This window comes from Pseudomonas sp. Root562 (assembly GCF_001427125.1).
Taxonomy (GTDB): domain Bacteria; phylum Pseudomonadota; class Gammaproteobacteria; order Pseudomonadales; family Pseudomonadaceae; genus Aquipseudomonas.
Genome location: NZ_LMGK01000020.1, coordinates 152,769 through 177,164, shown reverse-complemented (window position 1 = coordinate 177,164; position 24,396 = coordinate 152,769). Strand labels below are relative to the sequence as shown.

The 24,396-nt window shown below is 58.4% G+C and carries 16 protein-coding genes; 6 read left to right on the top strand and 10 right to left on the bottom strand.

Annotated features, from left to right (window positions below; all coding sequences use genetic code 11):
• Position 1: 1 nt before the first annotated feature.
• Both ASD60_RS14490 and ASD60_RS14485 read left to right on the top strand, forming a co-directional pair.
• Complete coding sequence (locus tag ASD60_RS14490; RefSeq protein ID WP_056854655.1) at positions 2-781, top strand: amino acid ABC transporter ATP-binding protein; 780 nt, start codon at positions 2-4, stop codon at positions 779-781.
• Between the two features lie 134 nt (positions 782-915).
• Positions 916-2,526, top strand: a complete 1,611-nt coding sequence (locus tag ASD60_RS14485; RefSeq protein ID WP_056854654.1) for a gamma-glutamyltransferase family protein — start codon at positions 916-918, stop codon at positions 2,524-2,526.
• A 421-nt stretch (positions 2,527-2,947) separates the two neighbouring features.
• On the opposite strand, the gene ASD60_RS14480 is transcribed toward ASD60_RS14485, so the two are convergent.
• Positions 2,948-3,289 (bottom strand): DUF6124 family protein, encoded by a 342-nt coding sequence (locus ASD60_RS14480; protein ID WP_056854653.1) that lies wholly within the window; start codon positions 3,287-3,289, stop codon positions 2,948-2,950.
• Positions 3,290-3,418: 129 nt separating this feature from the next.
• Here ASD60_RS14480 and ASD60_RS14475 point away from each other — a divergent pair, with 129 nt between their 5' ends.
• Positions 3,419-4,057: a LexA family protein gene (locus ASD60_RS14475; RefSeq protein ID WP_056854652.1), complete on the top strand. Its 639-nt coding sequence runs from the start codon at positions 3,419-3,421 to the stop codon at positions 4,055-4,057.
• A gap of 39 nt (positions 4,058-4,096) precedes the next feature.
• Here ASD60_RS14475 and ASD60_RS14470 read toward each other — a convergent pair whose 3' ends face one another.
• From ASD60_RS14470 to ASD60_RS14455, 4 genes are all read right to left on the bottom strand, one after another.
• On the bottom strand, positions 4,097-6,043 hold the full coding sequence (locus ASD60_RS14470; protein WP_056854651.1) for an acetyl/propionyl/methylcrotonyl-CoA carboxylase subunit alpha: 1,947 nt from the start codon (positions 6,041-6,043) through the stop codon (positions 4,097-4,099).
• Positions 6,043-6,858 carry a gamma-carboxygeranoyl-CoA hydratase gene (locus ASD60_RS14465; RefSeq protein ID WP_056854650.1) on the bottom strand — a complete coding sequence of 272 codons (816 nt, stop codon included), beginning with the start codon at positions 6,856-6,858 and terminating at the stop codon, positions 6,043-6,045. Before ASD60_RS14465 ends, ASD60_RS14470 begins: the two co-directional genes overlap by 1 nt.
• Positions 6,859-6,973: 115 nt before the next feature.
• Positions 6,974-8,581, bottom strand: coding sequence for a carboxyl transferase domain-containing protein (locus tag ASD60_RS14460; protein ID WP_056854649.1), 1,608 nt, complete (start codon positions 8,579-8,581; stop codon positions 6,974-6,976).
• A 12-nt stretch (positions 8,582-8,593) separates the two neighbouring features.
• Positions 8,594-9,757 (bottom strand): isovaleryl-CoA dehydrogenase, encoded by a 1,164-nt coding sequence (locus ASD60_RS14455; RefSeq protein ID WP_046815544.1) that lies wholly within the window; start codon positions 9,755-9,757, stop codon positions 8,594-8,596.
• 330 nt (positions 9,758-10,087) lie between these two features.
• Between ASD60_RS14455 and ASD60_RS14450 the strand changes: the two genes are divergently transcribed.
• Both ASD60_RS14450 and ASD60_RS14445 read left to right on the top strand, forming a co-directional pair.
• On the top strand, positions 10,088-11,779 hold the full coding sequence (locus tag ASD60_RS14450; RefSeq protein ID WP_056854648.1) for an AMP-binding protein: 1,692 nt from the start codon (positions 10,088-10,090) through the stop codon (positions 11,777-11,779).
• Between the two features lie 231 nt (positions 11,780-12,010).
• The gene (locus ASD60_RS14445) at positions 12,011-17,185 is read left to right on the top strand and encodes a dermonecrotic toxin domain-containing protein (protein ID WP_056854647.1); all 5,175 of its coding nucleotides are present in this window, start codon (positions 12,011-12,013) and stop codon (positions 17,183-17,185) included.
• Between the two features lie 639 nt (positions 17,186-17,824).
• On the opposite strand, the gene ASD60_RS14440 is transcribed toward ASD60_RS14445, so the two are convergent.
• The 3 genes from ASD60_RS14440 to ASD60_RS14430 form a co-directional block, all read right to left on the bottom strand.
• On the bottom strand, positions 17,825-18,724 hold the full coding sequence (locus tag ASD60_RS14440; protein WP_056854646.1) for a hydroxymethylglutaryl-CoA lyase: 900 nt from the start codon (positions 18,722-18,724) through the stop codon (positions 17,825-17,827).
• 148 nt (positions 18,725-18,872) lie between these two features.
• Positions 18,873-19,274 (bottom strand): MerR family transcriptional regulator, encoded by a 402-nt coding sequence (locus tag ASD60_RS14435; protein WP_007980992.1) that lies wholly within the window; start codon positions 19,272-19,274, stop codon positions 18,873-18,875.
• Between the two features lie 206 nt (positions 19,275-19,480).
• Positions 19,481-20,410 (bottom strand): LysR family transcriptional regulator, encoded by a 930-nt coding sequence (locus ASD60_RS14430; protein ID WP_056854645.1) that lies wholly within the window; start codon positions 20,408-20,410, stop codon positions 19,481-19,483.
• Between the two features lie 165 nt (positions 20,411-20,575).
• Here ASD60_RS14430 and ASD60_RS14425 point away from each other — a divergent pair, with 165 nt between their 5' ends.
• Positions 20,576-21,805: an acyl-CoA dehydrogenase gene (locus ASD60_RS14425; RefSeq protein ID WP_056854644.1), complete on the top strand. Its 1,230-nt coding sequence runs from the start codon at positions 20,576-20,578 to the stop codon at positions 21,803-21,805.
• A gap of 113 nt (positions 21,806-21,918) precedes the next feature.
• Here ASD60_RS14425 and ASD60_RS14420 read toward each other — a convergent pair whose 3' ends face one another.
• Positions 21,919-23,259, bottom strand: a complete 1,341-nt coding sequence (locus ASD60_RS14420) for a substrate-binding domain-containing protein (RefSeq protein WP_056854643.1) — start codon at positions 23,257-23,259, stop codon at positions 21,919-21,921.
• 107 nt (positions 23,260-23,366) lie between these two features.
• Positions 23,367-24,179, bottom strand: coding sequence for an exodeoxyribonuclease III (gene xthA / locus ASD60_RS14415; protein ID WP_056854642.1), 813 nt, complete (start codon positions 24,177-24,179; stop codon positions 23,367-23,369).
• Between the last annotated feature and the right edge of the window lie 217 nt (positions 24,180-24,396).

The window sequence follows — 24,396 nt, the reverse complement described above, 5'->3', positions numbered from 1 at the left end:
GATGGCGCACATGAGTGAAGAGCTGGTCATCGAAGCGCTGGATATTCACAAGTCCTTCGGCGACCTGGAAATTCTCAAGGGCATTTCCCTGCAGGTGAAGCGCGGTGAAGTGGTGGTGCTGATCGGTGCGTCCGGCTCCGGTAAAACCACGTTTATCCGCTGCATCAATCTGCTGGAAGACATTCAGTCGGGGCAGATCCGTGTGGCGGGTCAGCCGATGGGCTATCGCACCCGGGCCGATGGCAGCCTGGTACGGGATTCGGAGCGCAACATTGCACGTCAGCGCCGCGACATCGGCATGGTGTTTCAACGCTTCAATCTGTTCCCGCACATGACGGCCCTGGAAAACATCATCGAGGCGCCCATTCAGGTGTTGGGAGTGTCGCGTGCGGCGGCGTTGGAGCAGGCGCGGGCGCTGCTCAAGCGGGTCGGGCTGGCGGAAAAGGCCGATCATTACCCGTCGATGCTGTCCGGTGGTCAGCAACAACGAGTGGCCATCGCCCGGGCGCTGGCGATGAAACCCCAGGCGATGCTGTTCGACGAACCCACCAGCGCCCTCGACCCGGAGACGGTGGGTGAAGTGCTGCAAGTCATGAAGGAGCTGGCTGAGGAGGGCATGACCATGGTCGTGGTCACCCACGAAATGGGCTTTGCCCGTGAAGTCGCCGACCGGGTGGTGGTGCTCGATCAGGGCGAACTGATCGAGCAGGGGCCGCCCGAGCAGATCTTCAGTCAACCCAGGCACGCCCGTACCCGCGCGTTTCTCAGTCGAGTGCTGTAGGAGCGAGCCTGCTCGCGATAAACGTTAAGGATAACGAGGCAAGTCAGACATCCCGCGTCGTTCTCCAGTTCATCGCCAGCAGGCTCGCTCCTACGGGGTTCTTTTACGAACATTTCTTTTGTGTGAGTCCTGCCATGTTCAAGTTTTCCGCCCATGAATATCCCTACGCCTCACAACGTCAAAGTGTCTTCGCCAAACGCGGCATGGTCGCCGCCTCGCAACCGCTGGCAGCCGAAGCCGGAATCGAAATCATGCGCCGCGGTGGCAATGCCATCGATGCGGCGATCGCCACGGCCGCAGCGCTGACGGTCGTCGAACCTACCGGTTGCGGTATTGGTGGCGACGCGTTTGCGTTGGTCTGGACGCAAAACAAGTTGCACGGTTTGAACGCCAATGGCGCTGCCCCGCAAGCCTTGAGCATCGAGGCAGTGAAAACCGCCGGCCATGAAAAAATGCCGTTGCATGGCTGGACACCGGTCACCGTTCCGGGCTGCCCGTCAGCCTGGGCGGAGTTGTCCTCGCGCTTCGGCCGGCTGCCGTTTGCCGACTTGCTGCAACCGGCGATCAGCCTGGCGCGCGATGGTTTTCCCGTGTCGCCGGTGGTTGCGCTGCAATGGCAAACCGCGCTGGAAGACTTCTCTGCTGATCGCTGTGAGGCACTTGAAAGTTGGTTCGAGACTTTTCTGATCGATGGCCGTGCGCCCCGAGCCGGTGAAGTGTTCCGCAACCCGGCCCAGGCTCGCACGCTGAGCGAGCTGGCGGCCACGGCTTGTGAAAGCTTCTATCGCGGTGCACTGGCGCAACGGCTTGACGCGCACTCGCAGGCCACGGGTGGCTATTTGCGCGCCAGCGACTTGCAGGACTACCGCGCGCAGTGGGTCGAGCCGATCAAGGTCAATTACCGCGGAGTCGATGTCTGGGAAATCCCACCGAGCGGGCAGGGGCTGGTGGCGTTGATGACATTGAAGATTCTCGAGGGCTTTGACTTCGATCACCGCGACAGTCAACAAACCTGGCACCGTCAACTGGAAGCCATGAAGCTCGCCTACAGCGATGGCTTGCACTACATCACCGATCCGCAGCACATGCGTGTGGCGGTCGATGATTTGCTGAGCGATCACTATGCAACTCATCGACGCTCACAGATCGGCGAGCGCGCCGTCGCGCCGCAACCGGGTGATCCCCATGCCAGCGGCACTGTTTACCTGGCCACCGCCGATGCCGAAGGCAACATGGTTTCATTCATCCAGAGCAACTACCACGGTTTCGGTTCCGGCGTGGTGTTGCCCGACAGTGGTATCGCCCTGCAGAACCGTGGCGAAGAATTCAGCCTCGATCCAGGTCATGCCAATTGCCTGGCTCCGGGCAAGAAGACGTTCCATACCATCATTCCCGGGTTCCTCAGCAAAGACGGCGAGGCGATGGGGCCTTTCGGCGTGATGGGCGGTTACATGCAGCCGCAAGGCCATGTGCAAATGGTGATGAACCTGGTGGATTTCGGTCTCAACCCGCAAGCGGCGCTCGATGCTCCGCGTTGGCAGTGGCTGGGCGGGCTGAAGGTCGGGATCGAACAGGACGCATCGCGGGACATGGCGGCGGCGCTGGCACGTCGTGGGCACACTGTAGAAGTTGCCTGCGACCTCACCAGTTACGGGCGGGGCCAGATCATCTTGCGCGATCCTGAATCGGGCGTGTTATGTGGGGGCACCGAGCCGCGAACGGATTCGCATATCGCCGTGTATTGAAAGGGCGTTGGGGGCATCAAGGGGGGGGGGCGTCCTCCTTGACGCCGAGGCAGCTTAGAGAGTGTGCGATTGATTCTCAAGTGCTATTTGCCATTGGTTTGCCCTAATGATCACAGGCACCGCTTGCCAACAAATATTCTTTTGATATCATCCGCGCCATCGATTTGTGACACCCAAAGACTTCATTAGCCTGAAGCCATAAGCCAGAAAACTGGCAAAAAAAAGACCCGGCAAAAAGCCGGGTCAAAAACCGTGATTAGCCTGATGAGGAGATAGTCCAGAGACCGACCTAAGGTCCGCTGGGCCATCAACTGATCTCGCGATCAGTTGATGCAATAATAATCATTCTCGTTTGCAAGTCAAACGTTTTTATCTGCGCGATTGGAAAATTCTTTCCCGTCCTCTTCTTTTCATCCTCGCTTCAAGCGTTCTGGTGACATTCCAACGATCGATCCACCATGGCTCTGGCCATGTCGATCATGTGCACCGCAGAAAACGCCAGGTCCCGGTTTGTACCCTGCAGATGGTTGGCTGTCTCGAAGGCTGTCGCGGCAGCACATCGTAAAAGATCCGACGCATGAACCAGCGCTTCTTCACTCTTGATGTTGCGGTTCACGTCGAAGAAACGCTCTTCGACCTGTTCCACTGAAACAGCTGGTTTCAAGTAATAGTCCAGTGCCCGCTGTGCAGCGGCAGAGCCTTTTGCGGAAGTGAGCGAAGTGTCGATTTGCAGGTCGGGCAGGTCGTTGGCGGGTTGGTTCATGGTGATGGCAAGCTCCGTGATAGATTCAGATCCGTGAATTCATCCTAGTACGATCTGTATTTGTGACCATCAATTAAATACTACAATTTGTGTTTTGATGGCTGGAGCCCTCCACGTATCGTGCCGCACATGGATAAATGGATTGAATTGGTCAAGGCCAAGATGAGTGAGCTCAAGGTCACTCAAGAGATACTCGCCGAGCGCCTCGGGATGTCCCAGGGTGGCGTAGGGCATTGGCTGACAAAACGCCGCCAGCCAGGCATCGAGGACATGAATCGGGTCTTGCAGGCGCTGGGCCTGGGGTTTCTGGAAGTGGCGCTGGTGATCAGGGAGCCGGGAGAGTCGCAGGACGACGAGGTTTGCCTGACGCAGAAGTACAACCCGTACTTCCGTTACCCGGTCAGTGACTGGCGCGAAACCAGTGAGGTGCGCGATGGCGAGCAGGCCAGGTATCGTTTCGAATTGTCCGACTACCACGCACAAGGTGCGGCGTTCTGGTTGACCGTGATGGGCGATGCGATGACCGCGCCCAGTGGCCTGAGCATCGCCGAGGGCATGCTGATCCTGGTGGACCCGGACGTGGAAGCGGTGCCTGGCAAACTGATTATTGCCCAGTGGCAAGGCAGTAACGAGGCGATTTTTCGCAAGTTGATCGAAGAGGGCGGGCAGCGTTACCTGGTCCCGCTCAATCCGACGTATCCGAAAGCCCTATACACCGAAGAGTGTCGAATCATCGGTGTGGTGGTTCAGGCAACCGCCAGGTTTTGATCAGATCGGTCCCGGTAAGGTGTAGGACCGATCTTCGTTTCACGCTTCTTCCAGTTCGACCAACGCACTGCCTTCGCTGACCATTTCGCCTTCCTGGCAGTACAGCGCCTTGATCACACCCGCGTGGGGTGCGCGGATGCTGTGTTCCATCTTCATCGCTTCCAGTACCACCAGTTGTGCCCCGGCTTCGACCGTTTGCCCGACCTCGACCAGCACCCGCACGATACTGCCGTTCATGGGCGCAGTCAGGCCGCCCTGATGGCTGTGACTGGCTTCAACGGCGCTGATCGGGTCATAGGTCTCGACGCGGCGCAGTTCATCGTCCCATTGCAAATACACAGCGTCACCCCGACGGATAGCCCGGTGCTGGCGGCGCACGCCGTCGCGTTCGGTGAGCAAATGCTCGCCACGCAGTTGAGCCTCGATGCTGCCCAATGTCAGCGCTTGATCCTGGCCTTCACAACTGAGGTGCAGAGTGATTTGCGCTGGCAGTCCGGCGCGCAAACCGTTGCCGCTGGCCCATGGCGAACTCGGGTCGTCAGCTCTCGCTACACGATACTGGCTCAGGGCAAACGCTTGGGCGGCGCTTTGCCAGAACTCGTCGCTGAGCGGCGTGGGTGTCGGCAACAGCTGTTCCTGATAGCGCGGAATAAACCCGGTATCCAGCTCCGCTGCGGCAAAGGCCGGGTGGCCGATGATCCGTCGCAGGAAGTTGATGTTGGTCTTGAGCCCGCCAATCGCGAACTCATCGAGCATGCTTAGCAACCGCAGGCGCGCCTGTTCGCGGTCCTCGCCCCAGGCAATCAACTTGCCCAGCATCGGATCGTAGAACGGCGAGATTTCGTCGCCTTCCTCGACGCCGCTGTCCACGCGACGGCCTGCGCCGTGCGTCGATTCGCGATACAACTCCAGGCGGCCGGTTGCCGGCAGGAAGTCATTGGCTGGGTCCTCGGCGTACAGCCGCACTTCAATCGCGTGGCCGATCAGCGGCACTTGATCCTGGGTCATCGGCAACGCTTCGCCACGCGCCACGCGGATCTGCCAAGCCACCAGGTCGAGGCCGGTAATGGCTTCGGTGACAGGATGTTCGACCTGCAGGCGTGTGTTCATCTCCATGAAGAAGAATTCGCCGCGTGCATCCAGCAAAAACTCGACGGTGCCGGCACCGACGTAGCCGATGGCCTGTGCCGACCGCACGGCCGCTTCGCCCATGGCGCGACGCAGTTCCGGGCTCAGGCCTGGCGCCGGTGCTTCTTCGACGACTTTCTGGTGCCGCCGCTGAATCGAGCAGTCCCGCTCGTTCAGATACAAGCAGTTGCCGTGCTGATCGGCGAACACCTGGATTTCCACGTGACGCGGTTTGAGCAGGTATTTCTCCACCAGCATCCGCGAATCGCCAAACGACGATTGCGCTTCACGCTGGGCCGAGGCCAGGGCTTCGGCCAGTTGGCTGACGTCCTCGACCACTTTCATGCCTTTGCCGCCGCCACCCGCCGTGGCCTTGAGCAGCACCGGATAGCCGATGCGCTCGCAGGCATCGCGGAACGTCTCGAGGTCTTGCGCCTCGCCGTGATAACCGGGCACCAGCGGCACGCCGGCGGTTTCCATCAAGGCTTTGGCCGCGGACTTGCTGCCCATCGCATCGATGGCGGAGGCCGGTGGGCCGAGAAATATCAGACCGGCGTTTTCGATGGCGCGGGCGAATCCGGCGTTTTCCGACAGAAAGCCATAGCCGGGGTGAATCGCTTGGGCGCCACTGGCCTTGGCCGCGGCGATCAGTTTGTCGATTTGCAGATAGCTGTCGGCGGCTTTGCTGCCACCCAGGTCAACGCGAATATCCGCCTCGCGGCTGTGACGAGCGTCTCGGTCGGTGGCGCTGTGCACAGCTACGGTGGTCAGGCCAAGGGCCTTGGCGGTGCGCATCACCCGGCAAGCGATTTCGCCACGGTTGGCCACCAGCAGGGACGTAATGACAGGTGCGCTCATCAACGCGACTCCTTGGTAGTGGTTTCGGCTTGCCAGCTCGGCGGACGTTTTTGCAGAAAGGCACGCAGGCCCTCCTGACCTTCGGGGCTGACCCGGATGCGGGCGATGGCGTTTTCGGTGTAGCGGCGTAGCGCCGGGTTCAGCGAACCGTCGCCGACTTCACGCAGCAAGTCCTTGCTGGCACGCATGGCGGCGGGACTGTTGAGCAACAGGTTGTCGATCCACTGATCGACCTTCTGCTCCAGATCGGCGATCGGATAACTCTCCGACAACAGGCCCAGTTCCCGTGCCCGCTGTCCGCCAAAACGTTCAGCGGTCAGGGCATAGCGCCGCGCAGCGCGTTCGCCAATGGCTTGCACCACGAACGGGCTGATCACCGCGGGTGCGAGGCCGATACGCACTTCCGACAGGCAGAACTGCGCATCGTCGGCACCGATGGCCATGTCGCAGCAACTGATCAGGCCCAACGCGCCGCCAAATGCTGCGCCTTGCACCACGGCCAGGGTCGGGATTTTCAACTTGGCCAGGTTGTACATCAATTCCGCCAGTTCCCGGGCGTCGTCGAGGTTGGTGTGGTAATCAAGTTCGGCCGATTGTTGCATCCAGGCCAGGTCGGCACCGGCGCTGAAGTGTTTACCGCGACCGCGCACGATCAGGAAACGCAGGCTGGCATCGCTCGCGACTTTGTCGAGGGCGAGGATCAGTTCGCGGATCATTTGGGCGTTGAAGGCGTTGTTCTTTTCTTCACGGCTGAGCCACAGCGTGGCAAATCCACGAGGGTCGGTCAGCAGTTCGAGGGTGTTGAAGTCGCTCATATTCATCCGTCTCCACGGTTTCTGTGGGAACTGCTTGCGGGATCTTTTTTGCGATTGCTGCGCAATCGAGCGGGAGCAAGCTCCCTCGCCACACAAGCCTCGCTCCTACAAAAATTCACATCCGGAACACGCCGAAGCGGCTCGGTTCGATGGGCGCGTTCAACGACGCGGACAAGGCCAGGGCCAGTACATCGCGGGTCTGGGCCGGGTCAATGACACCGTCATCCCACAAGCGCGCACTGGAATAGTAGGGGTGACCCTGTTCTTCGTACTGGTCGAGGATCGGTTGCTTGATCTCGGCTTCCTGCTCGTCGCTGAAGCCTTGGCCACTGCGTTCGGCCTGTTCGCGCTTGACCTGCACCAGCACGCCCGCCGCCTGTTCGGCACCCATCACGCCGATCCGCGCATTCGGCCACATCCACAGGAAACGCGGATCGTAGGCCCGACCGCACATGCCGTAGTTACCGGCACCGAAACTGCCACCGATGATCACGGTGAATTTTGGCACCTTGGCGCAAGCCACGGCCGTCACCAGCTTCGCACCGTGCTTGGCGATGCCTCCCGCCTCGTATTTCTGGCCGACCATGAAGCCGGTGATGTTTTGCAGGAACAGCAACGGAATGCCGCGCTGGCAGGCCAGCTCAATGAAATGCGCGCCTTTTTGCGCGGCTTCAGCGAACAGAATGCCGTTGTTGGCCAGGATTGCGATCGGGTAACCGTGCAGATAAGCGAAACCGCAGACCAGGGTCGTCCCGAACAGCGCCTTGAATTCGTCGAATACCGAACCGTCCACCAGTCGCGCGATGACTTCTCGCACGTCGAACGGCTGCTTGGCATCGGCCGGCACCACGCCGTACAACTCGTCACTGCTGTAGAGCGGGGCGATTGGCGTGCGCTGCTGAACTTCGCCTTGCTTGCGCCAGTTTAGGTTGGCGATGCTGCGGCGGGCGATTGCCAGAGCGTGTTCGTCGCTTTCGGCGTAATGGTCGGCCACACCGGAAATCTTGCAGTGCACATCGGCACCGCCGAGATCCTCGGCGCTGACCACCTCACCGGTCGCGGCTTTCACCAGCGGCGGGCCGGCGAGGAAAATTGTTGCCTGTTCGCGGACCATGATCGCTTCATCGGCCATGGCCGGTACATAGGCGCCGCCAGCGGTGCATGAGCCCATGACCACGGCAATCTGCGGGATGCCCATGGCGCTCATGTTGGCCTGGTTGAAAAAGATCCGGCCAAAGTGCTCGCGGTCGGGAAACACTTCATCCTGGCGGGGCAGGTTGGCGCCGCCAGAGTCCACCAGGTAAATGCACGGCAGGCGGTTCTGTTGGGCGATGGTCTGCGCGCGCAGGTGTTTTTTCACGGTCAGCGGGTAGTAGGAGCCACCTTTAACCGTGGCGTCGTTGGCGACGATCATGCATTCGACGCCCTCCACACGGCCGATCCCGGCAATCACGCCAGCGGCGGGAACGTCTTCGCCATACACCTCGTAAGCCGCCAGTTGGCTGATTTCAAGAAACGGCGAACCCGGATCGAGCAGGCGATTGATGCGCTCGCGAGGCAGCAGTTTGCCCCGCGAGGTGTGGCGTTCTTGCGCTTTCGGACCGCCACCTTGCGCGACTTGGGCGAGCAGGGTGTGCAGTGCGTCGACCTGTTTGAGCATCGCCGCGCTGTTGGTCGCGAACTCCGCTGAACGGGGGTTGAGCTGGGTATGCAGGATAGCCATGGACAGCTCCGTTTAGCGGGTTTCGTTGAACAGTTCGCGACCGATCAGCATGCGACGGATCTCACTGGTGCCCGCGCCGATTTCGTACAGCTTGGCGTCACGCAATAGACGACCGGCGGGGAATTCGTTGATGTAACCGTTGCCGCCGAGAATCTGGATCGCGTCGAGGGCCATTTGCGTAGCACGCTCGGCGCTGTAGAGGATCACGCCGGCGGCGTCCTTGCGCGTGGTTTCGCCGCGCTCGCAAGCTTGTGCTACCGCATAAAGGTAGGCGCGGCTGGCGTTGAGCTGGGTGTACATGTCGGCAACCTTGCCCTGGATCAGCTGGAACTCGCCGATGCTTTGACCGAACTGCTTGCGGTCATGGATGTACGGCACGATCAGGTCCATGCAGGCTTGCATGATCCCGGTCGGGCCACCCGAGAGCACCACGCGCTCGTAGTCGAGGCCGCTCATCAGCACCTTCACGCCGCCATTGAGTACGCCGAGGATGTTTTCTTGCGGCACTTCGACGTCATCGAAGAACAGCTCGCAAGTGTTCGAACCACGCATGCCGAGCTTGTCGAACTTGTTGCTGCGGCTGAAGCCTTTCCAGTCGCGCTCGACGATGAACGCGGTGATGCCGTGAGGGCCTTTTTCCAGGTCGGTCTTGGCGTAGATCACGTAGGTGTTGGCGTCCGGGCCGTTGGTGATCCAGGTCTTGCTGCCGTTGAGCACGTACTTGTCACCGCGTTTGTCGGCACGCAGCTTCATAGAGACCACATCGGAACCGGCGTTCGGCTCGCTCATGGCCAGGGCGCCGATGTGCTCGCCACTGATCAGCTTCGGCAGGTATTTGGATTTCTGTTCGTGGTTACCGTTGCGGTTGATCTGGTTGACGCAAAGGTTGGAGTGGGCGCCATAAGACAGGGCCACCGAAGCCGAGCCACGGCTGATTTCTTCCATGGCGACCACATGGGCCAGGTAACCCAGTCCCGCACCGCCGTACTCTTCCGGGACGGTAATGCCCAGCAGGCCCATGTCGCCGAATTTGCGCCACAGGTCCGCGGGGAACAGGTTGTCGATGTCGATCTGAGCGGCGCGCGGGGCGATCTCCTTGGCGACGAAGGACTGAACCTGATCGCGCAGCATGTCGATGGTTTCACCGAGGGCGAAGTTCAGGGATGGGTAGCTCATGGGTCACCTTTTGGCTTTTTTGTCGGTTGATGAGACTGTCATTTGGTTCTCACCTTTACGTTAACGTAAGCCTGTGACGAAAGGCTGTCAATCACCCTTTACGTTAACGTCAACTTGAGCGAGAGTAGAGGCAGTTCTGAAAAGACCGGCGTCGCTTTTCCGTGGCGAGGGAGCTTGCTCCCGCTCGGGCGCCAAGCGGTCGCAAATCGGCAGGCAAGGTGTGTCAGAAAGCACCGGGTTGCAGATTTCACGACTGCTGCGCAGCCGAACGGGAGCAAGCTCCTTCGCCGCATGAGCCTCGCTCCTACAATAAAGACAATAGGGGTCGTCATGGATCAACCCAATGTAAGCCCGCAACGCAGTTACACTCGTGGTTCCCAGGACAAAGCCTTGCTGGCGATGACTATCGGCCAGGCGTTCGATAATACGGTCGCGCAGTACCCGGCCGGGGAGGCGCTGGTCGTGCGCCATCAACAGTTGCGCTACACCTGGCGACAACTGGCGGACGCCGCGGACCTGCACGCCAGGGCATTGCTGGCATTGGGGCTGAAGGTCGGTGACCGCCTCGGCATCTGGGCGCCGAACTGCGCACAATGGTGCATCACGCAGATCGCCACGGCGAAAATCGGCGTGATCCTGGTCAACATCAATCCTGCCTATCGCAGTTCCGAACTCGAATACGTATTAAAGCAATCAGGCTGCCAATGGCTGGTGTGTGCCGGCGCGTTCAAGACCTCCGACTACCACGCGATGTTGCAAGGTCTGGTGCCGGAACTGGCTGAACAATCCATCGGTAAGCTCAGCTGTGAAAAACTGCCGGAGCTGCGCGGCGTGATCAGTCTGGATGCTCAGCCGCCCAGCTGTTTCCTGCCGTGGTCGCAACTGGCTGATCTGGCGGGCAGTGTGTCGGCCGAGCAACTGCGCGAGCGCCAGGACAGCCTGCATTTCGATCAGGCGGTCAACATCCAGTACACCTCTGGCACGACGGGTTTTCCCAAGGGTGCGACTCTCAGTCACTACAACATTCTCAACAACGGTTACATGGTCGGCGAGAGCCTGGGCCTGACCGCCGCGGATCGCCTGGTGATCCCGGTGCCGTTGTATCACTGCTTCGGTATGGTCATGGGCAATCTCGGCTGCATCACCCATGGCAGCACGATGATCTACCCCAACGATGCGTTTGATCCGCTGTTGACGCTGCGCACCGTCGCGGATGAAAAAGCCACGGCGCTTTACGGCGTGCCGACCATGTTCATCGCCATGCTCGATCAGCCGCAGCGTGCCGAGTTCGACCTGTCGAGCCTGCGCACCGGGATCATGGCCGGGGCGACGTGCCCGATCGAAGTCATGCGCCGGGTCATCAGTGACATGCACATGAACGAAGTGCAGATTGCCTACGGCATGACGGAAACCAGCCCGGTGTCGTTGCAGACCGGCCCTGCAGATGACCTGGAACTGCGCGTCACTACCGTCGGCCGCACTCAACCGCAGCTGGAAAGCAAGATTATCGACGAAGCAGGCAACCTGGTTCCGCGCGGCACCATTGGCGAGTTGTGCACCCGTGGCTACAGCGTGATGCTGGGCTACTGGAACAATCCGCAAGGCACCGCTGAAGCCATCGATCAGGCGGGCTGGATGCACACCGGCGATCTGGCGAGCATGAATGACGAAGGTTACGTGTGCATCGCCGGACGTAACAAGGACATGATTATTCGCGGCGGCGAGAACATTTATCCGCGAGAACTGGAGGAATTTTTCTTCACTCATCCGGCTATCGCCGACGTGCAGGTCATCGGCATTCCTTGTTCCCGTTATGGCGAGGAGATAGTCGCCTGGGTCAAATTCCACCCCGGGCACAGCGCTACCGAAGAAGAGCTGAAAGACTGGTGCAAGACGCGCATCGCGCATTTCAAGACCCCGCGGTATTTCAAGTTTGTCGACGAATTCCCAATGACCGTGACCGGCAAAGTCCAGAAATTCCGCATGCGCGAAATCAGCATTGAGGAATTGGCCATTCCTTGAAAACGGGCGCATCAAATATTGCTGGAAACGTCATCGGTGCCGTTTGCCGATGACGTTTCGGGTTTCAAGTCCGTGGTTTTCGAGAGGGTGGTAACTATATATATTTCACATTCGATTAATGGTTTTTGTTCGAGGTTGTTTCTTCGGGTGCTTGCAGTTTTTTAGTCTTTTTTAGCGCCGTGAAGGCGCGTAGTTTTTCTGCCTGGGTATTTTATTCAAGGCGGAAATACGATGACACAAACATTGGCTGACGTGGGCAATTGGCAAGAAAAGCCCGAAGTAATTGGCGACAAGAGCATTCATATAGACTTTATAGAAAACAGTCTGCCGGAGTGGTTGGTGCGCAGCCCTCTGCACAGAATCGGCGCTCTGAAACACGCCCGATTGGAGATTCCGCAATGGTACAAGTCTGCATCTACGGACCAGCATCAGGCAGTGGCCAGCGCTCTGAAAGAAAGCTGGGATTCACAAAACGCTATCGATGAAATCGTCACCAGCCAAGAGAATGTCTATGCATTCGGTAAACGATTACTCCAAACCAGGTTGAAATCCAGATACGGTATTGAAGAAGACGTCGAACAGACGTTTGTACGTCTTTATTGGCGCAAAGGACACATCGTCCACGGCTTCAAGATTCGTACAGTTTCCTTGTTGGATGCGGCACTGCATAACTTCGCAAGTTCCGAAGTTTTTCATTCTGATTCGATGTTCATCACTTCTCCCGACGCCCGTGGTCATTTTGATGTAAAGGGCGCGACGCTTGGGGCGATGGGGATTGCGCAGTTTGTGGAACTTTGCCGAAATCTGGATATTGGCGCCAGGCACAGTCGATATCTCAGAAGTTTGTTACTTCCTCTGGATGGCTTGGGTGAGCGAATACTTCAACGGAAAATCATCAAAAGTCAAAAAGCCGCAATGAGCACTGCGGCGCACCTCGCGTTGATGAAACGGGACATTGATGAGAGTGCCCACGCGGTGGTCATGGGCATCATCAACGAACAGCGCAATGTGTATTGGGCTGGCAAGAGAATAAGCACTTACAACTTGGAAATGCTCGGCGTAGTGCTGAGCCAGATTGTCGTCATTAGCGCCACAGAGCGTTCCTCAAACCATCTTGATCCTGTCATTGCCTACGTTCCCCATGATCCCGAACATCCGCTGAAAATGTATGCATCGGGAGCAGACTTTACCGGCGAGTTGATTCGCCAGTTTCGCGACAAACCTGCACCTGGACGGCAAGGCACTGCGCTCAGCGTGACCTCCGCCATACAGCAACCTGCCCGGGCTGAAAGTTATCAACATTTCTTCACTCAATTTGTTCCGCACAAGCAGCGAGGGCATTTTCTCGCACTGCTCAATTATCGCCTGCGCGGGATTAAATGGCATGAAGTGCAACCGGGTGAGGGGCAGCCTGCCTGGCGCGAAGAGGACATCGCTCAACCTAATCTGGAATATAAATTTCACCCGTTCGAGGCCGACACCGAAAATCGCTTTGATGGCAATGTCTGGCCATACCTCTATCGGATGTCGATCAACCGGGTTCTCAACGACGCCCGCGAAATTGCGATATCCACGGCCTACGCTGACCGGATGGCGCGCTGGGACTGGTGGGACAACCTGGAAAAGTTAGCTTCCCAGGCGCTCAATGTGGCGCTGCTGGTGGTAACGCCGTTTGTGCCGTTTCTAGGCGAGTTGATGATGGCGTATACCGCCTATCAACTGACCAGCGACATCATCGAAGGCGTCATGGACCTGGCGCTGGGACTGGGCACCGAGGCCGCCGAACATTTGGTCGGGGTGGTGGAAAGTGTCGTTCAACTGGGGATGTTTGCCGCGGGAGCAGAGATCGGGAAGTTGATCCTCCCCAAGCTTTCGCCTGTCATCGAACAGGCCATTGTTGTCGAGTCGCCGAAAGGTAAAAAGTTGTGGTATCCAGATCTGGATCCCTATACCCAGCGCAACCTGGCGCTGCCGGAAAATTCCACACCGGACGAATTGGGGATGCATCGTCACCAAAACAAGAAAATCCTGCCCCTCGATGGCAAGCATTTTGAACTCAAGGATGAGCCCCAGACAGGACACTACCGATTGCAGCACCCTGATCGAGCCGAGGCTTATCAACCGGTCGTCAGGCATAACGCGAACGGTGCACTGGTCATCGAGGGCGAAAAGCCCAGGTCCTGGGATGAGCAAACCCTGATGCGGCGACTCGGGCCAACGGTTGCGCCATTCAGCGACAGCGAGCTAGCGGACATTCGTGCCATCAGCGGCACCGATGAAGGAGAATTGCGCAGGATCTACACCCGGAATGAGCCCGCGCCGCCTCTGCTGGAAGACACCATCAAACGCTACAAGGTGCTGGAAGACATCGATCTGACCAAAGATCGAATTCGCGCGGGGCAACCCATGGATCCTTCGTCTAACTGGTTTGCACAGTTGGTGACCGATTTTGACGGATGGCCGAGTGACAGAGCGTTGGAGGTCTTTCAACAATCCGACCTGAACGGACCCTCGCACAAATACGGAAAAGCCGATGCCAATGCGGACAATACCCTCAGGATCAGCCTGGCCGATGTCATGAATGGAAAGTTGCCGGAACGCGTGGTGAATTTTCTCCAAGAGGGCGAACTGAGGGCGCTGCTGGGAGGGGAGTTCTCCCGGGACCAACAGGTGCAACAACTGCGCAATCAACTGGCTGATCACGTTGAGGGGAGGCGAGGCAGTGTGTTCAATAATATCTATCGTTTTCGCGAGCGACCTGGCAATACGAATTCCCGGCTTGTGCAACGTGAGTTTCCGAACCTTCCGCGCAGCGTCGTCGAGCAAGTGCTGGCGCGTGCCGACGCGACCGAGCAAGCGGTGATGACCAACGAAGGCCGGATGCCGTTGCGGTTGAAGAACCTCGCTCGCGAACTCGAATTTGAAGCCCGTGCCGTCCGTGCTTACGAAGGCTTTTATCAGGATGCGTTGTTCACGCCAGAAACCGAAAAGCTGAACCTCAGGGCGCTCGCCGTCTACAGCGATGCATTGGCTGATTTGCGAATCGAAATTCACTCCGGCACCTGGGATGGACCTTTGCGCAACAGCGTGGGGGCTGAAAAGGCTTCCACACTCAAGCATTTGGTGCGCGACGAGAACGGCCTTTACGAAGTCTGTGATGCGCAAGGTCGCAAGCTGCGGGACGCCACTGATTTTTTTGAGGCGATTTTATATGCGCTGCCGGCACAAGAAAGGGCTCAGTTGGGCTTGCGTCCGGGCCAGGGGCCGCGGCTCAAACAATGGCTGATGGAAAAGTTGCTGCCGCCCACTGAGCGTCGAATCGCTCTGGCTGAACCCCCTGTGCGCATCACGCCAGACCTGGAGGACGCCAGCTTACTCAAGGGACCGGTCTACAGCAAAATCAGTAAATGGCATCAGGACCGGGTCAGGGAGCAACGACTGCGGGCGCTGTATCCGGGTCATAGCCCTGAGGAATTGAACGCGGTCGTGCAGGCCTTGAGCACCGATACGTCAATCACCCTGGAAATGCTCGAACAGGAGAAGCTGCAGTTGGCAAGCCAATTGAACGGGTGGGAAAGATCATTCCGGGACAGCGGTTTCTGGCCTGAAACGCGTCGCCGGTTTTGCGCCGAACTGCTCAAGGCCTGGGAGTCGCCGTCCAGAGTGTTCAGGGACGAAACCGGTGATCGGCGATTCGGTGTCAGGCTGCAGGTGCCGAATGTTGAGATGGATTTACTGTTGCTGGAGTTTCCGCAGTTGACGGCTAACTTCCGTAAGGTGACCAGCCTGAATCTGTCGGGTCGCAATTTCAATCAGGCTCACAACGCTTTTCTGGAGTTGTTTCCCAAACTCGAGGCGCTCGGTTTGGCGGGCAATGAACTCGAACGGGTGCCCGATGCCGTCGGAAAACTGCGTAACCTGCAACATCTGGATCTTTCCTCAAACCAAATTGCACTGTCTGCGCAAGACGTGGCTCAGCTCAGGGAATTGCGGCGTTTACGGGAGTTGCGCCTCAACGGCAACCCGCAGTTGACGGCTGTGCCGGACATCAGCCAGATGCCGGATCTGCGAGAACTCGACCTCAGTGGCACCGGTGTACAAGACTGGCCGGTCGGTCTCTTTGCCAGTCCCCGTGATCAGTCATTCCGATTGGAATTGAACAACACCGCGATCAAACACATACCCGAAGTTGCACCGGGCTCCGCCAAAGCAGAAACCATTGCTCGCACCAGGCTCGATCGTAAAAAGCTCGAGTTCGATGATCAGGCGCGTTTTGCAGACTACAGGGAATCAGTCGGGCTGGACCCTGAACGCACTTACGAGCCCAAGGGGGACAGCAGTTTCTGGCTGGAGGAGGTCGACGTCGCCGAACAGCCAGAACTTCAGGAACTCTGGGATAGCGTTGAACGTGAGCATGGCTCCCAAGGTTTTTTCGAGGTGATCAAGCAGCTGGAGGAATCCGAGCATTTCGAGACGATCGAAGACCAAGAGGCTTATGAGGACAATCGGCACGACCTTACTCGTCGCGTCTGGCGCATGCTCGAAGCCGTTTCCTATGATGATGTGTTACGCGATCGATTGTTCAAGAACGCGAGCTTTCCAGGGCTGTGTGCGGATGGGGGCGCGGGAATCTTCAATGATATGGGGATCGAGGTGCTGGCGTCGGAGCACAATCGATACTTCCTGCCCGAGCAACGGGAGCTCAAGCAGGCGGTGTTGGCCAAAGGCGCAGCGCGTCGTAAACATCTCGACGAAGTCATCAAGGGCGATATTGCCCACCGCATCAAGCCGGTTGCAGAAGGCGGTTTGGGGCAGCACTTCAGAGGGCAGATGGTCGATGGCGTGCCTGAAAGACGAGGTTTGCTTGAGGTGGAAATCTATCTCGCCTATCACACCCGGCTCGCAGACGCTCTGGATTTGCCCTGGTTATCCGAGCACATGACATACCGCCGACAGGCGTTGGTCACCCAAGCCCAGATTGATGCTGCCCAAGAGACGGTGCTGGTCATGGGGGAGGGTGACGGCCTGGTCAACAAGATGTTGCTTGAACCCTACTGGGAAAACTGTTTGAAGGAACAGTACAGCACTCAATTACAGGCTTACAGTGAACGTTATGACCAACAGTACGAATCGCTTGATGATTTGCTGTCGGCTCATGACGATTGGATAAACGCACAGCATCAGGCGCCTGAAAGCAACGCGCAACTCAAGAGCCGTCTGGAGACGCTGGCCCTGGAGCTGAGTGATCTTGGTGTTACCCAAGCCGAGATATTGAGCACTGAGCCCATCTCGCAAACGCGCTCCAGCGAACTTCTCAACAAGCTGGGTTATCAACGCGACGAACTGCTGCGCCAGTTGACACGCGACGCATTAACGCGCGCCAAAGGGGTCAGGAATCGCGACTAGGCAATAAAGATTCAAGTGATGGATTGTTCGAAGTGAGCCCGGGCGTGTTTTGCCGGTGCTTCAGACAAGGTTGCATTGTGCTGAAAAGCACAAAGGGGAGCCGAAGCTCCCCTTTAATTTTCGTTGCGCGTGCTCTTTTTTTATTATTGAGGGGCGGTCTGTTTTTGTTTTTGGCAACCGTTGCCCTTTACCGCTGTTTTTGGCGATCCCCATCCGGGATCAAGAGCAAACGTATTTTTTTGAGCGCTGATCTACTTTCTCGCCAAGCGATCCAACCAGTTCGGGAGCTACCTGAAGGTAGTTTTATTTTTCTCTGCCCGGTTGCGGGTTACTCCGAAAAGCACCCTGAAAAGCACATCTTCTCCAAAAAAATCTGTTAGCTGCGTCTCTGCCGTGTTGTTTTTGTTATGTCAGAGTCGTTACGTCTTGTTTTTATTAGGGTTGCCGCAATTTTTTTATTCTTGTTGTGCGATAGAGATAGCAGGAGCCGTGCCAACTTTTGAAAACCCTTTAAAATCAATAGTTTGAGTTGTATGTAAGATTTTTCGCTTCAGGCTGATCCCTACATTTTGTTTCCGTGTTACTCGAATGTGCCCACGCTTCAGCTGTTGCGGTAACACCCGGACACATTCCCCCCACTCATTGTGCGCTGCGAGCTTTGGCCACTCGCGAACCTGTAGGGCGCCCAAGCACAGAGCAAATCTGCTGGCCGGCCAGGATCAACGCGTCCAGGTCAATTCCGGTTTCGATACCCAAGCCATTGAGCAGGTACACCACATCCTCGGTAGCGACGTTACCGCTGGCGCCCTTGGCATACGGGCAGCCACCGAGACCGGCGATGGAGCTGTCGAACACCGAGATGCCTTCCAGCAGGCTGGCGTATATGTTGGCCATGGCCTGGCCGTAAGTGTCGTGGAAATGCCCGGCCAGTCTGTCCCTTGGCACATCGGCCGACACCACTTCGAACATTCGGCGAGTCGCGCCAGCGGTGCCGGTGCCGATGGTGTCGCCCAGCGATACTTCATAGCAGCCCATGGCGTAGAGCTCGCGGGCTACCAAAGCGACCTGCTCCGGCGCCACGTGGCCTTCATAGGGGCAGCCCAGCACGCAGGACACGTATCCGCGCACGGTCACGCCGTGTTGCCTGGCCGCCTCCATGATCGGCACGAAACGCTCCAGGCTTTCGCTGATCGAGCAATTGATGTTGCGTTGGGAAAACGCTTCGGAGGCTGCCGCGAACACCGCGACTTCCTTCACTCCGCTGGCCATGGCGTCTTCAAAACCGCGCAGGTTGGGCGCGAGGGCGCCGTAGGTAACGCCCGGCTTGCGCTGGATCCGGGCGAAAACCTCAGCGGAACCGGCCATCTGTGGCACCCACTTGGGTGAAACGAAACTGCCGACTTCTATATAGCCCAGGCCTGCAGCCGTGAGGGCGTCGACCAGTTGCACCTTGTCGGCGACGCTGATGGGTTGGGCTTCGTTTTGCAGACCGTCGCGGGGGCCGACTTCGACCAGGCGTACGTTGGAGGGAAGGGACATGGGGATTCGACCTGTTGTATTTGTTTTGAGGCTACAACGATCCTGTGGGAGCGGGCTTGCCCGCGATGACGGAGGATCAGTCAGCATCAATGTTTAATGTCATGCCCTTATCGCGGGCAAGCCCGCTCCCACAGGGAATTGTGGCGGGTTATTGAATCGATTCCTGGCTTTTGAGGGTTTGCTCCAACGCCTGCACGCAGCGTTCTTCGGCGGTATCAAGCTCCAGCTTCATCTGTTCGATGTCCAGTAACTGCTGCTCCAGCTGTTCCCGACGCTCGCTGATTTTCGCCAGCATGCTGTGCAATTGCTTGGTGTTACCGCTGGACGGGTCGTAGAGCTCGATCAGTTCGCGGCATTCGGCCAGCGAGAAACCGATACGCTTGCCCCGCAGGATCAGTTTCAGGCTGACCTTGTCACGGGGCGAATAAATGCGTTCCTGGCCACGGCGCTCGGGACTGAGCAGGCCTTGCTCTTCATAAAAGCGAATGGCGCGGGTGGTGATATCGAGCTCACGGGCGAGATCGGAAATGCTGTAGGTCTGGCTGCTCATGGAGGCGCTCGCAAAAGGTCATGGCGCTAAGCTAATGGCAGGTTGACGTTTACGTCAAGGGGCAGGTTTTTTCACTGTCCTTGCTGGCCCCATCGCGAGCAGGCTCGCTCCTACAGGGTGATCTGTGTTGAGCACGAGAATTGTGTCCAATGAAAATCAAATGTAGGAGCGAGCCTGCTCGCGATGAGGCACCTAGGTATCAAGCCCTACACTTTTTCAAGCTTTTTCTCCTGCGCCGTCACCTGCTGGCACAACTCGATCATCTGCTCGCGCATCCAGCGGTTGGCCGGGTCCTGGTCGGTGCTTTCGTGCCAATAGAGGTGGGTTTCCACTGGCGGTACACCGTTGACCGGCAAGTTGAAGGCCTGCAGATCGTTACGTCGGGCGAAGCGTTCCGGCACCGTCATGACCATGTCGGTCTGCTGCATCACCTGTGATGCCATCAGGTAATGTTGCGAGCGCAGGGCGATTTTTCGCTGGATGCCCATTTTGCCGAGGGCCAGGTCGACATAGCCCAGGCCGCTGCGACGGCTGGAGATATGGATATGGGTCAGGCCCAGATACTCATCGAGCGTCAGTTTTTCCTTGCCAGCCAGTGGGTGGCCCTTGCGCATGGCGCAGACGTAGTGATCTTCCATCAACTTGACGTGGCGTACCTGGGGGTCGGTGTTCAGTGGGGCGTCCACCGCGAAATCAAGACGACCGGCCGCCAGTTCCTTGGTGGTTTCCCGGCGTTTGGACAGGAAGCTTTCGATGATCACCGTTGGTGCCAGGCGACGCAGGCGCTGGAACAGCGGTGGCAGGATCACCGCTTCGGTGAGGTCGGTCATGCTGATGCGGTAGGTCTTGTTCGCCTGCTGCGGGTTGAAGATGCGACTTTCCTGTACGGAGATGCGCAGCAGCGACAGGGCGTTGCGCACCGGCCCGATGATGTTCTGCGCCATCGGCGTGGGCACCATGCCCTGGGCGGTGCGCACGAACAGCGGGTCATTGAAGGTCTCGCGCAACCGCGCCAGTGCGTTCGACACCGCCGGTTGGGTAATGCCGACGATCTGCCCGGCACGGGTCAGGTTGGCTTCGGTGTAGATCGCGTCGAAGACGATGAAAAGGTTGAGGTCGACCTTGCTCAGATTCATTACGCGGCTCTCTTATTGTGTTGGCGGACTGACCGTGAAGATCAGCCGATCATATATCGGTGATGAATGTTTATACACGCCGAGAATAGGCTAGGTAAATTATCGACGCTGTTCTAGCATCGATACATGACTTAAAACAACCTCCCCCAAGAAGGTATCTCGCTCATGGATTTCGCTTATTCGCCCAAGGTTCAGGAACTGCGTGAGCGCGTAACAGCGTTCATGGACACCTACGTCTATCCCGCCGAAGCCGTGTTCGAGCGTCAGGTCGCCGAAGGCGATCGCTGGCAGCCGACGGCGATCATGGAAGAACTCAAACTCAAGGCCAAGGCTGAAGGCCTGTGGAATCTGTTTCTGCCTGAGTCCGAGCTCGGTGCCGGCCTGACCAACCTCGAATACGCGCCATTGGCGGAGATCATGGGCCGCTCGCTGCTGGGGCCGGAGCCATTCAACTGTTCGGCGCCGGACACCGGCAACATGGAAGTGCTGGTGCGTTATGCCAGCGAAGAGCAAAAGCAGCATTGGCTTGAACCGTTGTTGCGAGGCGAGATCCGCTCGGCGTTCGCCATGACCGAACCGGACGTCGCGTCCTCCGATGCCACCAACATGGCAGCCCGTGCCGTGCGCGATGGTGACCAATGGGTGATCAATGGCAAGAAATGGTGGACGTCGGGTGCCTGCGATCCGCGCTGCAAGATCCTGATCTTCATGGGCCTGAGCAACCCCGATGCGCCGCGTCATGCCCAGCACTCGATGATTCTGGTGCCGATCGATACCCCCGGTGTGAAGATCGTGCGCCCGCTGCCGGTGTTCGGTTACGACGATGCGCCTCACGGTCACGCCGAGGTGCATTTCGAAAACGTGCGGGTGCCGTACGAAAACGTCTTGTTGGGCGAAGGACGCGGCTTCGAAATCGCTCAAGGTCGCCTTGGCCCGGGCCGAATTCACCACTGCATGCGTTCGATCGGCATGGCTGAACGTGCGCTGGAACTGATGTGCAAACGTTCGGTGAACCGCACCGCGTTCGGCAAGCCGCTGGCCCGTCTGGGCGGCAATATCGACAAGATCGCCGACTCGCGGATGGAAATCGACATGGCGCGTCTGCTGACCTTGAAAGCGGCGTACATGATGGACACCGTCGGCAACAAAGTGGCGAAAAGCGAGATCGCGCAGATCAAGGTCGTGGCGCCGAACGTGGCTTTGCGGGTCATCGACCGGGCGATCCAGATGCATGGCGGGGCAGGGGTTTCCAACGATTTCCCGTTGGCTTACATGTACGCCATGCAACGCACCCTGCGCCTGGCCGACGGCCCGGACGAAGTGCACCGTGCAGCAATCGGCAAGTTCGAAATCGGCAAGTACGTGCCGAAAGAGATGCTGCGTAGCGGGCAGTAAGACCGCGGCGCCCTCAATCGCCAGCAGGCTGGCTCCCACAGGTTCAGTGTGATCCCTGTGGGAGCCAGCCTGCTGGCGATGGCGTCAGCCCATTCAGCACATCACCATCGGATTCAATACACCCAAACCTCAACCCGCCGATTCTTGATCCGCCCTTCATCCGCATTGTTGGCTGCTACCGGCATCTCGGCGCCAAAGCCGCGAACCTCGCGCAGTACCACGCCACTCTTCACCAGCTCCCGGCGTACCGCCATGGCGCGCAGTTTCGACAACAGGTCGGCACGCGCCGGATCGTCCTTGGCATCGCCAAACCCTACGAGTGTTACCTGGCGATCAGTTTTGTCGTGCTGCTCTATATAGTCGAGTACCCGGGACAAGTCCTGCCTGGCCTTGCTGTCGAGATTGGCGCTGCCTTCGTCGAAGCGGAAATTCACCGACAGCCGTTGGGCGTGGCGGCTGAGTGCCTGATAACCCTCGGGCATCAAGGCATTCGGCGAGACGGCCATGGCTTGGACGGTCTGGGCGATAAAACCGTTGGCAGCGACAATCGCCTGGCCTTTGCTGCTTTGAGCGAACGTCACCAGCGCTTGCGCCCAAGGATTTTCTCCAGTGGGTGGCAAGTAAAAGAACAAGCGGCGCGACAACGGATAGTCTTCCGTGGCGATCAGGTTATTGAGCGGCAGCATGGCCTGGGATTGACCATCGACAATCGCCACCGCTTTGGCTGATCGCACGGAGGGCAGGCCAATGAAACCGATACCTTGTGGGTCCGCACTGACCGCATCGGACAGCTGTTCACTGGATTCAAAGCGTTTCGCCGTACTGCTGAGTTTTTTCCCACGACTGCTCAGGAGCAATTCCTTGAAGGTGTCGTAGGTGCCCGACTGATCATCGCGGGCATATAGATGAATCGTCCCGCCGCTGCCGCCGAGTTCTTCCCAGGTTTTCACTTCGCCACTGAAAATCCGCGCCAGTTGCCCGGTGTCCAGTTGATTCAACGGGTTTTGCGGATGAAGGATAATCGCCAGGCCATCGATGGCGATGACTTGCTCGGCGCCGGGACTTTTCAGGTCGCCGAAAGATTCGAGGCTCAGCCATTCACTGTCCTTGATCGGTCGCGAAGAGGCCGCAAGGTTGGCGCTGCCGTTTTTCAGTGCAGCAAAACCGGTGCTGGAACCATGGGCCGCCAGTTCGACTTCGACCCGGTGCCCTTGAATGGTTTCACCGACGATGCGCAATTCATTGGCATTGTCCGGCGTTTCGCGGTGAATCTTGAGCAAGCCCTGTTCGCGCAGCAGCCCTTCGACCAGCGCCGGCCCCAATGCCGCACCAATGGTGTTGGAACCCTGGATGCGCAACACCGGGCCATGGTCGGGGACCGGCAACGCGCCGGCCATGGCCGTGTGCGGCAAGCCGATGCACAGCATCAACAGGAACAATACGCGCAGCGTCATGCCGGCACCTTATATAGCCGAAGGAGGTGCCGGGAGATTAAGTCAGAAAGGTTTCTGAAATATGACGCTTTCCAGTGTGGGAGCGGGCTTTGCCTGGATTTCAGGGATCAGCTCAGCTCAAGCCAGATCGGCGCATGGTCCGAAGGTTTTTCCATGCCGCGCAGTTCGTAGTCGACGCCCGCGGCCTTGACCCGTGGCAACAGGCCATGGGACGCGAGGATCACGTCGATACGCAGGCCACGCTTGGGTTCGTCTTCAAAACCGCGGCTGCGGTAGTCGAACCAGCTGAAGACATCCGCCACATCCGGGTTCAGGTGACGGAAGCTATCGGTCAGGCCCCAGTTTTTCAGGCGGGCCATCCACTCGCGTTCTTCTGGCAGAAAGCTGCATTTTCCGGTTTTCAGCCAACGCTTCATGTTGTCCGGGCCAATGCCGATGTCGCAGTCTTCCGGAGAAATGTTCACGTCCCCCATGACCACCAGCGGCTGCTCATTCTTGAACTGGTTTTCCAGCAGTAGCTGCAAATCGCTGTAGAAACGTTGCTTGGCCGGAAACTTGGTCGGGTGGTCGCGGCTTTCTCCCTGCGGGAAATAGCCGTTCATGATCGTCACCGGCACGCCATTGGTGTCGGCGAAGGTGCCCCAGATAAAACGCCGTTGCGCGTCTTCTTCGTCGGTGGCGAAACCTTTATGCAGGGCCAGCGGCGCCTGGCGCGAGAGCAGGGCGACACCGTAATGACCCTTTTGGCCGTGGAAATACACGTGATAGCCCAGGGCTTTGACTTCTTCAAGCGGGAACTGGTCGTCGTGGACCTTGGTTTCCTGCAGCCCGATCACATCCGGCTGATGCTTTTCGATCAGCGCCGCCAGCTGATGGGGACGGGCGCGCAGCCCGTTGATGTTGAAGGAGACAATCTTCATGGTCGGCAGTCCTGGCAAAAGGGCGATGCTAGCTGACCTGTAGGAATCGGGCCAGTGGCAGGGAAGGGGATTTACCGTGTTCTGTCAGATCTTCGTCGGCAGTTCTGGCCCCATCGCGGGCAAGCCCGCTCCCACAGGTTTCGTGGCTGACGCAAATTTTGTGGGCGACAAAACCCACTGTGGGAGCGGGCTCGCCCGCGATGGGGCCGGTACAGTT

Bases quoted from the DNA above. Each gene is read 5' to 3' on its own strand.
- ASD60_RS14490 (WP_056854655.1), top strand. From the start codon at position 2: ATGGCGCACATGAGTGAAGAGCTGGTCATCGAAGCGCTGGATATTCAC.
- ASD60_RS14445 (WP_056854647.1), top strand. From the start codon at position 12,011: ATGACACAAACATTGGCTGACGTGGGCAATTGGCAAGAAAAGCCCGAA.
- ASD60_RS14480 (WP_056854653.1), bottom strand. From the start codon at position 3,289: ATGAACCAACCCGCCAACGACCTGCCCGACCTGCAAATCGACACTTCG.
- ASD60_RS14450 (WP_056854648.1), top strand. From the start codon at position 10,088: ATGGATCAACCCAATGTAAGCCCGCAACGCAGTTACACTCGTGGTTCC.
- ASD60_RS14460 (WP_056854649.1), bottom strand. From the start codon at position 8,581: ATGGCTATCCTGCATACCCAGCTCAACCCCCGTTCAGCGGAGTTCGCG.
- ASD60_RS14425 (WP_056854644.1), top strand. From the start codon at position 20,576: ATGGATTTCGCTTATTCGCCCAAGGTTCAGGAACTGCGTGAGCGCGTA.
- ASD60_RS14440 (WP_056854646.1), bottom strand. From the start codon at position 18,724: ATGTCCCTTCCCTCCAACGTACGCCTGGTCGAAGTCGGCCCCCGCGAC.
- ASD60_RS14465 (WP_056854650.1), bottom strand. From the start codon at position 6,858: ATGAGCGACTTCAACACCCTCGAACTGCTGACCGACCCTCGTGGATTT.
- ASD60_RS14455 (WP_046815544.1), bottom strand. From the start codon at position 9,757: ATGAGCTACCCATCCCTGAACTTCGCCCTCGGTGAAACCATCGACATG.
- ASD60_RS14470 (WP_056854651.1), bottom strand. From the start codon at position 6,043: ATGAGCGCACCTGTCATTACGTCCCTGCTGGTGGCCAACCGTGGCGAA.
- ASD60_RS14485 (WP_056854654.1), top strand. From the start codon at position 916: ATGTTCAAGTTTTCCGCCCATGAATATCCCTACGCCTCACAACGTCAA.
- ASD60_RS14420 (WP_056854643.1), bottom strand. From the start codon at position 23,259: ATGACGCTGCGCGTATTGTTCCTGTTGATGCTGTGCATCGGCTTGCCG.
- ASD60_RS14435 (WP_007980992.1), bottom strand. From the start codon at position 19,274: ATGAGCAGCCAGACCTACAGCATTTCCGATCTCGCCCGTGAGCTCGAT.
- ASD60_RS14475 (WP_056854652.1), top strand. From the start codon at position 3,419: ATGGATAAATGGATTGAATTGGTCAAGGCCAAGATGAGTGAGCTCAAG.
- ASD60_RS14430 (WP_056854645.1), bottom strand. From the start codon at position 20,410: ATGAATCTGAGCAAGGTCGACCTCAACCTTTTCATCGTCTTCGACGCG.
- xthA (WP_056854642.1), bottom strand. From the start codon at position 24,179: ATGAAGATTGTCTCCTTCAACATCAACGGGCTGCGCGCCCGTCCCCAT.